The organism is Rhizobium sp. AG207R (assembly GCF_027109195.1).
Lineage (GTDB): Bacteria > Pseudomonadota > Alphaproteobacteria > Rhizobiales > Rhizobiaceae > Rhizobium > Rhizobium dioscoreae.
Genome location: NZ_JAEPVT010000002.1, coordinates 617,248 through 631,723, shown reverse-complemented (window position 1 = coordinate 631,723; position 14,476 = coordinate 617,248). Strand labels below are relative to the sequence as shown.

Annotated in this window: 11 protein-coding genes; 9 read left to right on the top strand and 2 right to left on the bottom strand. The window is 61.9% G+C overall.

Features of this window, described 5'->3' with window-relative positions; all coding sequences use genetic code 11:
• The first annotated feature begins 3 nt into the window (after positions 1 to 3).
• The 8 genes from JJQ51_RS07025 (at position 4) to mmsB (ending at position 8,347) form a co-directional block, all read left to right on the top strand.
• Positions 4 to 1,209 (top strand): ABC transporter substrate-binding protein, encoded by a 1,206-nt coding sequence (locus JJQ51_RS07025; protein ID WP_113351226.1) that lies wholly within the window; start codon positions 4 to 6, stop codon positions 1,207 to 1,209.
• Between the two features lie 15 nt (positions 1,210 to 1,224).
• Entirely contained in the window at positions 1,225 to 2,007 is a 783-nt protein-coding gene (locus JJQ51_RS07020; RefSeq protein WP_113351225.1) for an ABC transporter ATP-binding protein, read from the top strand.
• Between the two features lie 2 nt (positions 2,008 to 2,009).
• Positions 2,010 to 2,711, top strand: coding sequence for an ABC transporter ATP-binding protein (locus tag JJQ51_RS07015; protein WP_112724523.1), 702 nt, complete (start codon positions 2,010 to 2,012; stop codon positions 2,709 to 2,711).
• Between the two features lie 2 nt (positions 2,712 to 2,713).
• Positions 2,714 to 3,601: a branched-chain amino acid ABC transporter permease gene (locus JJQ51_RS07010; RefSeq protein ID WP_113351224.1), complete on the top strand. Its 888-nt coding sequence runs from the start codon at positions 2,714 to 2,716 to the stop codon at positions 3,599 to 3,601.
• A 1-nt stretch (position 3,602) separates the two neighbouring features.
• Complete coding sequence (locus JJQ51_RS07005) at positions 3,603 to 4,586, top strand: branched-chain amino acid ABC transporter permease (RefSeq protein WP_113351223.1); 984 nt, start codon at positions 3,603 to 3,605, stop codon at positions 4,584 to 4,586.
• 163 nt (positions 4,587 to 4,749) lie between these two features.
• Positions 4,750 to 6,345, top strand: a complete 1,596-nt coding sequence (locus JJQ51_RS07000) for a GMC family oxidoreductase (RefSeq protein WP_269244449.1) — start codon at positions 4,750 to 4,752, stop codon at positions 6,343 to 6,345.
• A gap of 39 nt (positions 6,346 to 6,384) precedes the next feature.
• Positions 6,385 to 7,443, top strand: a complete 1,059-nt coding sequence (locus tag JJQ51_RS06995; protein ID WP_152095548.1) for an enoyl-CoA hydratase/isomerase family protein — start codon at positions 6,385 to 6,387, stop codon at positions 7,441 to 7,443.
• Positions 7,391 to 8,347, top strand: a complete 957-nt coding sequence (gene mmsB / locus JJQ51_RS06990) for a 3-hydroxyisobutyrate dehydrogenase (protein ID WP_371864867.1) — start codon at positions 7,391 to 7,393, stop codon at positions 8,345 to 8,347. Before JJQ51_RS06995 ends, mmsB begins: the two co-directional genes overlap by 53 nt.
• Before the next feature lie 239 nt (positions 8,348 to 8,586).
• On the opposite strand, the gene JJQ51_RS06985 is transcribed toward mmsB, so the two are convergent.
• A complete protein-coding gene (locus JJQ51_RS06985; RefSeq protein WP_113332062.1) occupies positions 8,587 to 10,656 on the bottom strand; it encodes an ATP-dependent helicase in 2,070 nt (689 codons plus the stop codon).
• 273 nt (positions 10,657 to 10,929) lie between these two features.
• Here JJQ51_RS06985 and JJQ51_RS06980 point away from each other — a divergent pair, with 273 nt between their 5' ends.
• Complete coding sequence (locus JJQ51_RS06980) at positions 10,930 to 11,805, top strand: SMP-30/gluconolactonase/LRE family protein (protein ID WP_113332063.1); 876 nt, start codon at positions 10,930 to 10,932, stop codon at positions 11,803 to 11,805.
• 48 nt (positions 11,806 to 11,853) lie between these two features.
• Here the strand turns inward: JJQ51_RS06980 and secD are convergent, their stop codons facing one another.
• Positions 11,854 to 14,409 (bottom strand): protein translocase subunit SecD, encoded by a 2,556-nt coding sequence (secD, locus tag JJQ51_RS06975; protein WP_113351218.1) that lies wholly within the window; start codon positions 14,407 to 14,409, stop codon positions 11,854 to 11,856.
• Positions 14,410 to 14,476 lie beyond the last annotated feature (67 nt).

Genomic DNA, 14,476 nt, shown 5'->3' with positions numbered 1-14,476 from the left:
GATATGCGAAAGAGTCTTATTGCGTCCCTTGCATTTCTGCTTGCCGGCACCGCGGCTTTCGCCGCCGGCCCGTCCGATGGTGTCGTCAAGATCGGCATTCTGAACGATCAGTCCGGAGTCTATGCGGATTTCGGCGGCAAGTCGTCGGTAGCGGCCGCCAAGATGGCCGCCGAGGATTTCGGCGGCAAGGTTCTAGGTGTGCCGATCGAGATCGTCGATGCCGACCACCAGAACAAGCCCGATATCGCCTCCAACATCGCCCGCCAATGGTACGACCAGGACAAGGTCGATGCCATCATGGAGCTAACGACCTCTTCGGTCGCGCTCGCCGTGCAGGCGGTCGCCAAGGAAAAGAAGAAGATCGATATCGTCACCGGCGCCGCGACCACCGATCTCACCGGCAAGCAATGCTCGCCCTATGGCTTCCACTGGGCCTATGACACGCATGCCCTGGCCGTCGGTACCGGCGGCGCGCTCGTCAAGCAGGGCGGCGACACATGGTTCTTCCTGACCGCGGACTACGCTTTCGGCTACTCGCTTGAGCAGCAGACCAGCGATTTCGTCAAGGCAAGCGGTGGTAAGGTGCTCGGCTCCGTCCGCCATCCGCTGTCGACCAATGATTTCTCTTCCTTCCTGCTGCAGGCGCAGTCCTCTGGCGCCAAGGTCATCGGCCTTGCCAATGCCGGCCTCGACACCTCGAATGCCATCAAGCAGGCCTCGGAATTCGGCATCACCCAGGGCGGCCAGCATCTGGCGGCACTGCTCTTCACGCTCGCCGAAGTGCACGGCCTCGGGCTGCAGGCGGCGCAAGGCCTGACGCTGACCGAAGGCTACTACTGGAACCTCGACGACAAGAGCCGCGAATTCGGCAAGCGCTTCTTTGCCCGCACCGGCAAGATGCCGAACATGATCCATGCCGGCACCTATTCCGCCGTGATGCAATATCTGAAGGCCGTGCAGAAGGCCGGCACGGATGATACCGACGCCGTTGCCAAGCAGCTGCATGAAATGCCGGTTGATGATTTCTTCGGCCGCGGCGGCACGGTCGGCGCCAATGGCCGCATGATCCACGACATGTATCTGCTTCAGGTCAAGAAGCCGGAAGACAGCAAGGAGCCGTGGGATTACTTCAACGTGCTGGCGACGATCCCCGGCAAGGACGCCTATATCGATCCGGCCAAGAGCGGCTGCGACCTCGTCAAGCAATAGGGCTCGGAACAGCCCATGGCGATGTCAGCGACACATCCGCATGAAGAGCCCCGGGTGGTCTTGTCCGCCCGGGGACTGCGCCGCGATTTCGGTGGTTTCACCGCCGTCAAGAATGTCGATCTCGACGTGCATCATGCCCAGGTCCACGCTCTGATCGGCCCGAACGGCGCCGGCAAGACGACGGTGTTCAATCTGCTCACCAAATTCCTGCAGCCGACGCACGGCACGATCACGCTGCTCGGCACCGATATTACCAAGACAAGACCCGACAAGGTCGCGCGCATGGGTCTCGTGCGCTCCTTCCAGATTTCCGCCGTCTTCCCGCATTTGACGGTGCTGGACAATGTTCGCGTCGCCTTGCAGCGGCCGAACAATCTTGCCCACCAGTTCTGGCGGCCGCTATCCGCTCTCGACAGCCTCAATGCCCGCGCCGAACAGCTCATCGCCTCTGTCGGTCTGTCGAAGGAGCGTGATGCTGTAGCAGCCGATCTTTCCTATGGCCGCAAGCGCGTACTGGAGATCGCAACGACGCTCGCGCTCGATCCGAAGGTGCTGCTGCTCGACGAGCCGATGGCCGGCATGGGGCTGGAGGACGTAAACACCGTTTCCGCCATCATCCGAGATGTGGCGCGCGACAGGGCTGTGCTCATGGTGGAGCACAATCTCTCGGTCGTTGCCGATATCTGCCATCATGTCACCGTGCTGCAGCGCGGCGAAATCCTGGCCCAGGGCGATTATGCGACGGTCAGCAAAGACCCGCGCGTCCGCGAAGCCTATATGGGCACGGAGGAGGCTTGACGATGGCGCCGCTTCTGGACGTTCAGGGCCTCAATGCCTGGTATGGTGAAAGTCACATCCTGCATGGCGTCGACATGCGTGTGGGCGAGGGGGAAACCGTCACCATCCTCGGCCGCAACGGCGTCGGCAAGACGACGACATTGCGCACCATCGTCGGCATCGTCCGCGCCCGCAAGGGCAGGATTACCTTTGCCGGCAAGGACATGATGCAGGTGCCGCTGCACAAGACGGCACATCAGGGTATCGGTTTCGTGCCGGAAGAGCGCGGCATCTTTTCCACGCTCAGCGTCTATGAAAACCTGATGCTGCCGCCGGTCGTGGCGGCAGGCGGCATGACGCTCGACGAGATCTTCGAGCTGTTTCCAAATCTGCATGAGCGGCGCAACAGCGTCGGCACAAGGCTTTCTGGCGGCGAGCAGCAGATGCTCGCCATGGCCCGCATCCTGCGCACCGGCGTCCGTATGCTGCTGCTTGACGAACCGACCGAGGGCCTTGCCCCGGTCATCGTTCAGCGCATCGGCGAAGTCCTGCAGAAGCTGAAAGGCCGTGGCATGACCATCTTGCTCGTCGAGCAGAATTTCCGCTTTGCCAGCCGCATCGCCGATCGCTTCTATGTGATGGATCACGGCCAGATGATCTCGGAATTCCCGGTCGGCGAGCTCTCCGAGCGCATGGATATGCTGCACAAGGTTCTGGGGGTCTGAGCATGACGACGATATTCGGCATCCCCGCCCAGGCTCTTCTCGGTCAATTGCTGATCGGGCTGATCAATGGCTCCTTCTATGCGTTGCTGAGCCTTGGTCTCGCGATCATCTTCGGCATGCTCAGGGTCATCAATTTCGCCCATGGCGCGCTCTATATGCTCGGGGCCTTCACCGCCTATCTGCTGCTTTCCTATGCCGGCATCGGCTATTGGCCGGCCCTCGTTTTGGCACCGCTGACCGTCGGCCTGTTTGGCGCGCTGGTGGAAAGGTTCTGCCTGCGCAGGCTCTACAGGGTCGACCCGCTCTATGGCCTGCTCTTCACCTTCGGCATGGCCCTGACCATAGAAGGAACCTTCCGCTATCTCTACGGCTCCTCCGGCCAACCCTATGCCGTACCGACGGAGCTGGCGGGCGCAAGAAATATCGGCTTCATGTTCCTGCCCGTCTATCGCGGCTGGGTGGTCATTGCCTCGCTGGTCGTCTGCATCGGCACTTGGCTGCTGATCGAAAAGACCAAGCTTGGCGCCTATCTGCGCGCCGCGACCGAGAATTCCACGCTCGTCCAGGTTTTCGGCGTTAACGTGCCGGTGCTCCTGACGCTGACCTACGGCTTCGGCGTCGCGCTTGCCGCCTTCGCCGGGGTGCTCGCAGCACCGATCTATCAGGTTTCGCCGCTGATGGGGTCGAACATGATCATCATCGTCTTCGCCGTCGTGGTCGTCGGCGGCATGGGCTCGATCATGGGGGCGATCGTGACAGGCTATATGCTTGGGATTGCCGAAGGCCTCACCAAGGTCTTCTATCCGGAAGCTTCCAACATCGTCATCTTTGTCATCATGGCAATCGTGCTGCTTCTGAGGCCCGCGGGTCTCTTCGGTCGGGAGGCGTGATATGGCTGGATTGATCAGCTTGAGTTCCAAGGAGCGTCCGAAGCTTTCGGTGCAGAAGCTGTTGCTGATCCTCGGCCTCGTTGGCCTGATCTGGGCGCCGTTCTTCATCTACCCGATCTTCGTCATGAAGGTGCTCTGCTTTGCGCTGTTTGCCTGCGCCTTCAATCTGCTGCTTGGCTATGCCGGCCTGCTCTCCTTCGGTCACGCCACCTTCTTCGGCGGGGCCGCTTATTTCACGGCCCATGCGGTGAAGGAGTGGGGGCTTCCGCCCGAACTCGGCATCCTGATCGGCGTCGCCGGCGCGTCGCTGCTCGGCCTCGTCATGGGCTTCGTCGCCATCCGCAGGCAGGGCATCTATTTCGCCATGATCACGCTGGCGCTCTCCTACATGTTCTATTTCTTCTGCCTGCAGGCGGCATTTACCCATGGCGAGGATGGCATTCAGTCGGTGCCGCGCGGCTACCTCCTAGGCGTCCTCGATCTCAACAACTCCTTCAACATGTATTATTTCGTCCTCGCGATCTTCCTGATCGGCGTGCTGATCATCTGGCGTTTCATCAATTCGCCCTTCGGCATGATCCTGAAATCGATCCGCGAGAACGAGCAGCGGGCGATTTCGCTTGGCTATTCCGTCGCGCATTATAAGCTCGGCGCCTTCGTCATGTCGGCGGCACTTGCGGGGCTGGCCGGAGCGGTCAAGGCACTGGTCTTCCAGTTTGCGACGCTGACGGACGTCGCCTGGCAGATGTCCGGCGAAGTCATCCTGATGACCTTGCTTGGCGGCATCGGCACGCTGATCGGCCCGATTTTTGGCGCGGGGTTCGTGGCGACGCTGGAAAACTATCTCGCTACCTCGGAATTCCCCGTCACCATCATCACCGGCATCGTCTTCATGGTCTGCGTCTTGCTCTTCCGCCGCGGGGTTATCGGCGAATTCTATGCCTCGCGGCTGGGACGGAAGCTGGGGTTTGAATATCGGCGGTAATGATCAAACCTATGCGTACTTGTTGTGCACCCCCTCACCCCAGCCCTCTCCCCGAGGGGAGAGGGGGAACGGTCTTTGACGATGATCGGATACGGGGCCGAGGCAAATGCCGAAATAGTCCCCTCTCCCCTCGGGGAGAGGGTTAGGGTGAGGGGGCATACCAATGGACAGCTTTGACTACATCATCATCGGCGCCGGCAGTGCCGGATGCGTGCTGGCCAACCGGCTTTCGGCCGATCGCAACAACAGGGTGCTGCTACTGGAAGCCGGCGGCAATGACAATTACCACTGGATCCATATCCCGGTTGGCTATCTCTATTGCATCAACAATCCCCGCACCGACTGGTGTTTCACCACGTCACCCGAAGCAGGTCTCAACGGTCGATCGCTGAACTATCCGCGTGGCAAGGTGCTCGGCGGCTGCTCCTCCATCAACGGCATGATCTACATGCGCGGCCAGTCGCGCGACTACGATCTCTGGCGCCAACTCGGCTGCGCCGGCTGGGGTTGGGACGACGTATTGCCCTATTTCATCAAGTCCGAGGATCATTATCGCGGCAAGGATGAGATGCATGGCGCCGGCGGCGAATGGCGGGTCGAGAAGGCCCGCGTGCGCTGGGCCGTGCTCGACACCTTCCAGGCCGCGGCCAAGGAGGCCGGTATCCCCGAGACGGCGGATTTCAATCGCGGCAACAACGAAGGCTCCGGTTATTTCGACGTCAACCAGCGCTCCGGCATCCGCTGGAACACGACGAAAGCCTTCCTGCGGCCGGCCATGAAGCGCGGCAATCTCACCGTCTATACCAAGGCGCAGGTCCGCCGCCTGATCGTCGAGGGCGATGCCGTGACCGGCGTCGAGTTCCAGCATGATGGCGTAGCAAAGCGCGCCTATGCGAACAAGGAGACGGTACTATCGGCCGGTTCCATCGGATCGCCGCACATTCTTGAGCTGTCAGGCATCGGCAACGGCGAGGTGCTGAGCAAAGCCGGTATCGACGTCGTCCGCGAGGTCCGGTCCGTCGGCGAGAACCTGCAGGATCATCTGCAGCTGCGCCTTGCCTATAAGGTGACCGGCGTGCCCACGTTGAACGAGAAGGCGACCAAGCTGATCGGCAAGGCTGCGATCGGCCTCGAATATCTGGTTCGCCGTTCAGGCCCTATGGCAATGGCGCCAAGCCAGCTCGGCATCTTCACGCGCTCCGGGCCGGACAAGGAAACGCCGGATCTGCAATATCATGTGCAGCCGGTCTCGCTCGACAAATTCGGCGATCCTGTCCACCCTTTTCCAGCCATCACCGCCAGCGTCTGCAATCTGCGACCTGAAAGCCGCGGCTCGGTGCATGTGCGCAGCCCCGATTTCGCCCTGCAGCCGGCCATCAGCCCGAATTATCTTTCGGCGGCACGTGACCGGGAGATCGCCGTGCGCTCCATTCGTCTGACGCGGCGGATTGTAGCGCAGCCTTCCTTTGCCCGATTCAGACCGGAGGAGTTCAAGCCCGGGCCGACCTACGAGACCGATGCGGACCTAGAGCGCGCCGCCGGCGATATCGGCACGACTATTTTCCATCCGGTCGGTACATGCCGCATGGGCGGCGACGCGCAAAGCGTGGTTGATCCGCGGCTGCGGCTCAGGGCATTGGCAAGGCTGCGCATCGCCGACGCTTCCGTCATGCCGTCGATCACGTCGGGCAATACCAATTCACCAACCATCATGATCGCCGAGAAGGCAGCCGAGATGATCCTTGCCGACAACAGATGAATCCCTGAGGATCGATGGCAGCAGGGACAGGAGATTTGCATGGATAGCACGGACGAAGTCATCATCGAACGGCGGGGGTCGGCCGGGATCATCAGGCTCAACCGGCCGAAGGCGTTGAATAGCCTGACATTGCCGATGGTGCGGGTCATCGCTCCGGCACTGGCGGATTTCGCCGCCGATCCGGCGATTGCGAGCGTCATCGTTCTGGGCGAGGGGGAGCGCGGCTTCTGCGCCGGCGGCGATATCCGCCTGCTGCATCAGAGCGGCAAGGACGGCTCCGATGAAGCGGAAACCTTCTGGCGCGAGGAATTCCTGCTCAACCACGCCATCTCGCGCTATCCCAAACCTTATGTGGTGCTGATGGATGGCATCACGATGGGCGGCGGCGTCGGACTTTCGGCGCATGGTAGCCATCGCGTCGTCACCGAGCGTACGCGCCTCGCCATGCCCGAAACCGGCATCGGCTATTTCCCGGATGTCGGCGCCACCTGGCTGCTGCCGCGGGCGCCGGGGGAAGCCGGCACCTGGATGGGCCTAACAGGCCTGACCATCGGCGCCGCCGATGTCATCCATGCCGGCTTTGCCGATCACTGTGTGGCATCGTCGCAACTGCCGACTCTGGTCGATGCGATTGCGGCATTGTCTACCTCGGCCACGGCAGCAGACGTGCATGCGCTGATCCGGACGATGGCGGTAGACGCCGGCGAAAGCCGGCTTGCCGCAAATCGGGATGTGATCGACCGGGCGTTTTCGGCAAACACGGTGGAGCAGATTCTGAAGGCCTTGGCCGGTGAGCCCGGAGAGTTTGCCGCTGAAGCTGCCGGCGTCATCGCCAGCCGCTCGCCGACCAGCCTGAAGCTGACCTTGCGGCTTCTCAGGGCAGGGCGAACGAGCGCCGATCTTGGCGAATGCCTCAATCGTGAACTCGGCGCCTGCAAGGGCATATTGTATAATCACGATTTCTACGAAGGCGTGCGCGCCGCCGTCATCGACAAGGACCGCAATCCGAAATGGTCGCCGGCGAGCCTTGCCGAAGTGACGGCGGATGCCATCGACCGCTTCTTCATACCGGCGCAGCCACCGCTTTTCGCAAAATAACCGATCATGGGAGGAAAACATCATGACACGGATCGCCTTTATCGGCCTCGGCAATATGGGGGGGCCGATGGCCGCCAATCTCGTCAAGGCCGGCCACGCCGTCACAGGATTCGACCTTTCGCATGATGTGCTGAAGGCAGCCGAAGCATCGGGGGTAAAGCCTGCCAGCGTGCTCACCGAAGCCCTGGCGGATGCAGAGGTGGTCGTGACCATGCTGCCGAAGGGCCAGCATGTCCTCACCGTCTGGACCGACGTGCTGCGCTCCGTGCCCAAGGGGACCCTGTTGATCGACAGCTCCACCATCGATGTCGATAGCGCCCGCAAGGCGCATGCGATGGCCGGTGATGCTGGTTGCCTCTCGCTCGATGCGCCCGTTTCCGGCGGCACAGGCGGCGCCGCAGCGGGAACGCTGACTTTCATGGCGGGCGGCTCGACGGAGAGCTTTGCTGCCGCCAAGCCGTTGCTCGAGGTGATGGGCAAGAAGATCGTTCATTGCGGCGATGCCGGCGCCGGCCAGGCGGCGAAGATCTGCAACAACATGATCCTCGGTATCTCGATGATCGGCGTCTGCGAGGCCTTCGTGCTTGGCGAAAAGCTCGGCCTCTCGCATCAGGCTCTCTTCGATGTCGCCTCGACTTCCTCTGGTCAGTGCTGGTCGATCAATACTTATTGCCCGGTGCCCGGTCCTGTGCCGACTTCACCGGCCAATCATGATTACAAGCCCGGCTTCGCAGCAGCCTTGATGCTGAAGGACCTGCGCTTGTCGCAGGAGGCGGCGCTCTCCAGTGGCGCATCGACGCCCCTGGGCGCGGAGGCGGCGCAGCTTTATGCGCTCTTCGAAAAGCTCGGAAATGGCAGCCGCGATTTTTCGGCCATTATCGAGATGTTTCGCGAGGCGAAGTGAGGATGACTCGCGACAATCGAGTGAGTTGAAAGCTCGGATTGCCCCTCACCCCCGGCCCTCTTCCCGCAGGCGGAGAGAGGGGGATTGGTGCCCCAAGCGGCTTCACTTTGAGGAGAGGCCTACCGCTTGATGAGGTCGTCCCCTCGCCCCGCTTGCGGGGAGAGGGCTAGGGTGAGGGGCCACGCACAAAGAGGCGGCATCACAAAACATGCCTGACCTGCTGCTCACAACCGCCAAATTCACCGCCACATGCCCCGCATCCGCGCGCCCACATCGACGCGTACCTCCCGCGCCCGGATCGCGGCAGCACTTTCGGCCCGTGCCTGCGGCCAGCCGCAAACCTCGAAGAACTGCAGCAAGGTCGCGGGAATGAAGCGGGTGCGCGAGGCAAAGACATGTTTGTCGCCCTGCGCATGCTGGCCGTGCACGAAGAAGCGCTGCGGAATGACGAGGTCGAGATTGTCCTTCGCCCGCGTCATCGCGACGTAGAGCAGCCGCCGTTCCTCCTCGATCTCGGCCGATGATCCGACCGCGAGATCGGCGGGGATGCAGCCGTCGACGGCGTTGAGGATGAAAACCTTCGTCCATTCCTGGCCCTTGGCGGAATGGATAGTCGACAAGATCAGGTAGTCCTCGTCCAGCAGCGGCACGCCGGCCTGATCGCTGGTGGCGTCAGGCGGATCAAGCGTCAATTCCGTGAGGAAGCGCTCGCGCGAGCCGTAGCCCGCGGCGATCTGTTCGAGCTGGACGAGATCCGCCTGGCGGGTCGCGGCATCCTCATGCGCGCGTTCCAGATGCGGCTCGTACCATTGGCGAACCAGGCCGATTTCCCCCGGCCAGCCGGCCTTGCCGCTTTTGACCTCCCGCATCGTCTCGACAAAGGCGGTCCAGTCGTCGCCCGTGCGCGGCGGTGGCGGCAGTTCGGTGAGTGCGGTAATCGGGCTTGCCTCTTCGCCGATCTGGTCGAGCACGCGCTGCGCCGTGGAGGGGCCGACGCCGGGCAAGAGCTGCATCAGGCGGAAGCCGGCGACGCGATCGCGCGGGTTCTGGGCGAAGCGAAGCGCCGCCAGCATATCCTTGACATGAGCGCTATCGAGGAACTTCAGCCCACCGAACTTGACGAAGGGAATGTTGCGCCGGGTGAGTTCCACTTCCAGCGGGCCGCTATGGCTGGAGGTGCGGAATAGCACTGCCTGTTGCTTCAGCCTTACGCCGCCCTCACGATTTTCCAGTATCTGATCGGCGATGTAGCGCGCCTGATCGGCCTCGTCGCGCACCGTCACCAGCCGCGGCCGTTCCGTGCTTTGCCGTTCGGTGCGCAGGTTCTTGGTGAAGCGCTCCGAGGCGAGATCGATTACAGCGTTGGCGGCAGCAAGGATCGGCTTCGTCGAACGGTAGTTGCGGTCGAGCGTCACGATATCGGCCGAGGGCGTGAAAGCCTTGGGGAAGTCTAGAATGTTGCGCACGGTCGCGGCGCGGAAGGAATAGATCGACTGCGCATCGTCACCGACGACGGTCAGTCCGCGGCCATCGGGCTTGAGAGCCAGCAGAATGGAGGACTGCAGCCGGTTGGTGTCCTGATATTCGTCGACAAGCACATGGTCGAAGCGGCTGCCGATATCCTCGGCGATCAGCGGCTCTTGCAGCATATGCGCCCAATAGAGCAGCAAGTCGTCGTAATCGAGCACGTTCTGCGCCTGTTTCGCCTCGACATAAGAGGCGAAGAGATCACGCAGCTGCTGCTCCCACGTGGCGCACCACGGGAAGTAATCCCGCAGCACGCCGTCGAGCGGCGCTTCCGCATTGACGGAGCGTGAATAGATCGCAAGGCATGTCGCCTTCGTCGGGAAGCGGTTCTCCGTCTTCGAGAAGCCGAGATCATGGCGCGCAAGATTCATCAGGTCGGCGCTATCTTCCCGGTCGTGGATCGTGAAGGCCGGATCGATGCCGATCTGCTCGGCATAGTCCCTGAGCAGACGTGCGCCGATGCCGTGGAACGTGCCGCTCCATGCCAGCGCGTCGGCGTTAATGCCGGCATTCGCACCCAGCACCTCGCGGCAGATCCGCTCGACGCGACGGCCCATCTCGGCGGCAGCGCGGCGCGAAAAGGTCATCAGCAGGATGCGGCGCGGGTCCGCACCTCTAACGATTAGATGCGCGACGCGATGGGCAAGCGTATTCGTCTTGCCGGAGCCGGCCCCGGCGATGACGAGCAGCGGCCCGGCAATATGACCGTCGCCTGCCGTCGTGCCATGTTCCACCGCCAGCCGTTGCTCCGGGTTCAGCTTTTCCAGATAGGCGGCGGTCATCGACTCTCCTGAGTACCTCCGGCGGCAGGCGGAGCGCGGCATGCGGCGAATCGCAAGCGCGAAAATATAGGGACGTTCTATGGATGTTCCGAATCGCCAAAGCCTGTCAAGATGAACAGGGCCTGCACGCGGATGTGACCTCCGGCGCAAGAATCTTATCCGGATTTGCACTCGTCCGGCTCGAAAAGGATCTTCTTCGTGCTTATGTATCATTCCGGCGCAGCATTTTGAGTTTTTGGGGCTTCGTAATGCGTAGAATGAAGGTTTCAAAACATGAACGAAACGATTGCCACCGGGCTGCGTCTGCCTAGCGGCCTCGTGGCTTTGCCGGACGGCCGCCTGGCGGTCGTGGAAATGGATGCCAGTCGCCGCTGTCTGAAACTTTTCGACACAAGCGGCGTACCGCAGGAACTTTGCCGGGTCGGCGGCCGGCCGATGGGGATTGCGGTCGATGGCGACGGATGTTTCTGGGTAGCCAACGGCCCGGAGAATTCTCTTGTCAGATTATCGGCGCAAGGCCGCGTCCTGCAAGTCATCGAGGGTAGCGCGGATGGTCCCTTTCTGCATCCGAATGCACTCGCTTTCGGACCCGACGGCCTGCTTTACATGACTGATTCTGGCATCCGTCTTGCCAATCTTCTCGAAGGCGGCCACATCCATCCCGATTTCTTCAAGGCGGCTTACAATGGCTGCGTCTATCAGATCGATCCGGCTGAGGGACGGGTCATCCGTGTCCTCGCAGCCGGTCTGCTCTTTGCGAGCGGCATTGCCTTCGATGCCGATGGATTGCTCTATTATAGTGAAACACTGACTGGAAAAATCTATCGGCAGGTCGTTGGCGGCAGGCAGGAAATGTTTGTCCAGTCGATGACATCGCCCGCCGTGAACGCGCTGCGCGGGCCGGCCGGCCTCGCCTTTGATCGCAGCGGCATGCTTTACTGCGCCATGTACGGCCTGGGTGAAATTTCCATGGTGGACGCCGAGGGAAAAATGGCCGGTCATATCCGCACGGACGGCGCGCGCCCAGCTAATATTGCTTTTACCGTCGACGGCAAACATCTGCTCGTCAGCGAACAGGAAAACGGTGTCGTGGAAAAGATTACGGCGCCGCGTCCGGGCTTGCCTTTGCATATGCCGCCGATTTCGTAGGGCGGCGAAGGACATGCCCCGAAGCCGGGCATGTCCTCTTTTCATTTATTATGCCGCAGGAATCTGCTTGTTGTCCTTACCGGATTTGCCGTCTGTCGATGCCGTATCATTGGCAACCGGCTTGGCATGACGGCGGCGCCAGTCGCCGAGGAACAGCAGGATCGGTGCGGCGATGAAGACCGACGAGGCGCCGGCAACGAGGATGCCGAACACCATCGGGATCGCGAAGCTGGAGACGGCGCTGCCGCCCCAGATTGCCATCGGCACCAGCGCCAGGAAGGCAGTGGCGTTGGTATAGAGGCTTCGCGCCAGGGTCTCGTTGATCGATTTGTCGATGATGTCGCGCAGCGGCATCGACTTGTAGAGCCGCATGTTTTCACGCATGCGGTCATAGACCACGACCTTGTCGTTCACCGAATATCCCACAAGCGTCAGGATCGCGGCGATGGCCGTCAGGTTGAAATCGAGGCCGGTGATCGCGAAGAAGCCGATCGCCTTGGTGACGTCGAGCACCAGCGTCACGATGGCGCCGACCGCGAACGGCCATTCGAAGCGATACCAGATGTAGAACAGCATCGCCAGGCTGGCGATCACGACCGACAGGATGCCGGCCCAGGCAAGCTCGCCCGAAACCTTCGGACCGATGACATCGGTGCCTTCGATGGTCGCGCTCGGGTCGATCTTGACGATTTCGGCTTTAAGCTTGGTCACTGCCGCCGTCTGCGCCTCTTCGCCGCCGTCCTGGCGCTGGGCGCGGACAAGGAGGCTGTTATTGTCGCCGAAGGACTGCAGTGCGATTTCGCCGAGGCCGAGCGTGTTCAGACCCTCGCGGAACGTCGCCAGATCGGCCGCGTCCTTGGTCTTGACCGACATCTGGATACCGCCGCGGAAATCAACGCCGTAGTTGAGGCCCGGATGGATGAACAGGACCACCGAGGCGAGCGACAGGATCGCCGAGACGGTGACGCCGAAGAAGCGGGCCTTCATGAACTGGATGTGCTTGTCATAGGGGCTGAAGGGGATCAGCGGCCTGATGTTGATCACCTTCAGCTTGCGGCGACGGGTGATGGCGATCATCACGACACGCACGAAGGCGACGGAGGTGAACATTGAGATGATGAGGCCGAGACCCATGGTCACGGCAAAGCCGCGAACCGGGCCGGAGCCGAAGTAGAACAGGATGGCGGCGGCAATCAGCGCCGTCATGTTGCCGTCGATGATCGTCGAATAAGCCTTCTTGAAACCGTTATCGATGGCGGCGAAGGCGCCGCGGCCCTTCCGGGTTTCTTCGCGGATGCGCTCGTTGATGAGAACGTTGGCATCAACCGCGAGGCCGATACCAAGGACGACGCCGGCGATGCCGGGCAGCGTCAGCGTGGCGCCGACAAGCGTCAGGGCCGAGAAGGTCAGGACCGTGTGGATGAGCAGGGCAACATTCGCCAGAATCCCCCAGGCGCCATAGAGCACGAAGATGAAGGCGGCAACCAGAACGAAGCCGACCAGGCCGCTATAGATGCCCTTCTGGATCGCGTCGCTACCAAGGTCGGCGCCGACGGTGCGCTCCTCGATGACGGTGAGCTTGGCCGGCAGGGCACCGGCGCGCAGCAAGGCTGCAAGCGTGGTGGCGCTGTCTGCGGTGAAGTTGCCGGAGATCTGGCCCGAGCCGCCGGTGATCGGCTCGCGGATATTAGGCGCACTCAGAACCTTGTTGTCGAGGACGATGGCGAAGGGCTTGCCGACATTTTCGCGGGTGATTTCGGCAAACCGGTTGGCGCCGGCGCTGTCGAAGCGGAAGGTGACGAGCGGCTCGTGCGTGTTCGGATCGAAGCTGACGCGGGCATCCGTCAGGCGGTCGCCGGACAGTTCGATGCGGTCGAGAACCGGATAGCTGTTGCCCTGCTCGTCCTTCATGATGGTGACGCCGGGGCCGGGATTGTTCGGGTCGACGTTATCGGCCAGCAGATGGAAGGACATCTTCGCGGTCGAGCCGAGAAGCTCGCGCAGGTGCGACGGATCCTGTGCGCCGGGAAGCTGGACGAGAACGCGGTTCGGACCGACGCGCTGAATGGTTGGCTCGGCAACGCCCACCTGGTCGACGCGCTTGCGGATAACTTCAAGGCTCTGCTGAACGGCGGAATCGACGTTGGCCGAAATACCGGCCGGCGAGAAGGACATCGCGATCGTCGCGCCATTCGGCTTGATGTTGAGATCGGACTGGCCGGCCGAGAGGCCCGACGTGATCGTATTGGCCAGCGTCTGCAGCTGCGTCACGGCATCGCTGCTCTGCGAGGCGTCGCTGAGCGTCACGACGATCTGGTCGCCATTGCGGACGATCGAGCGGGTCTGGATGTTCTTGTCGCGCAGCACGCGGCGCGCGTCCTGCTGCAGCGATTGCAGCCGGCCGTTCGTCAGGTCCTTCTCGTCGACTTCGAGAACGAGATAGGAGCCGCCGCGAAGGTCGAGGCCGAGCGAAACCTGGCTATGAGGCAGCCAGGATGGGATCTTGCTGAGAACCGACGGCGGCAGCGCGTTCGGCAGTGCGATCAGAAAGCCAATGACGATGATCACCGTATAGAGTGCCACGAGCCATGGTGAGGTACGCATGGGTATTATCCTTGAAAATAGGCTTATGCCGACGGTCTGGCCGCAGGCGGACTTGAGGTCGTGTCGG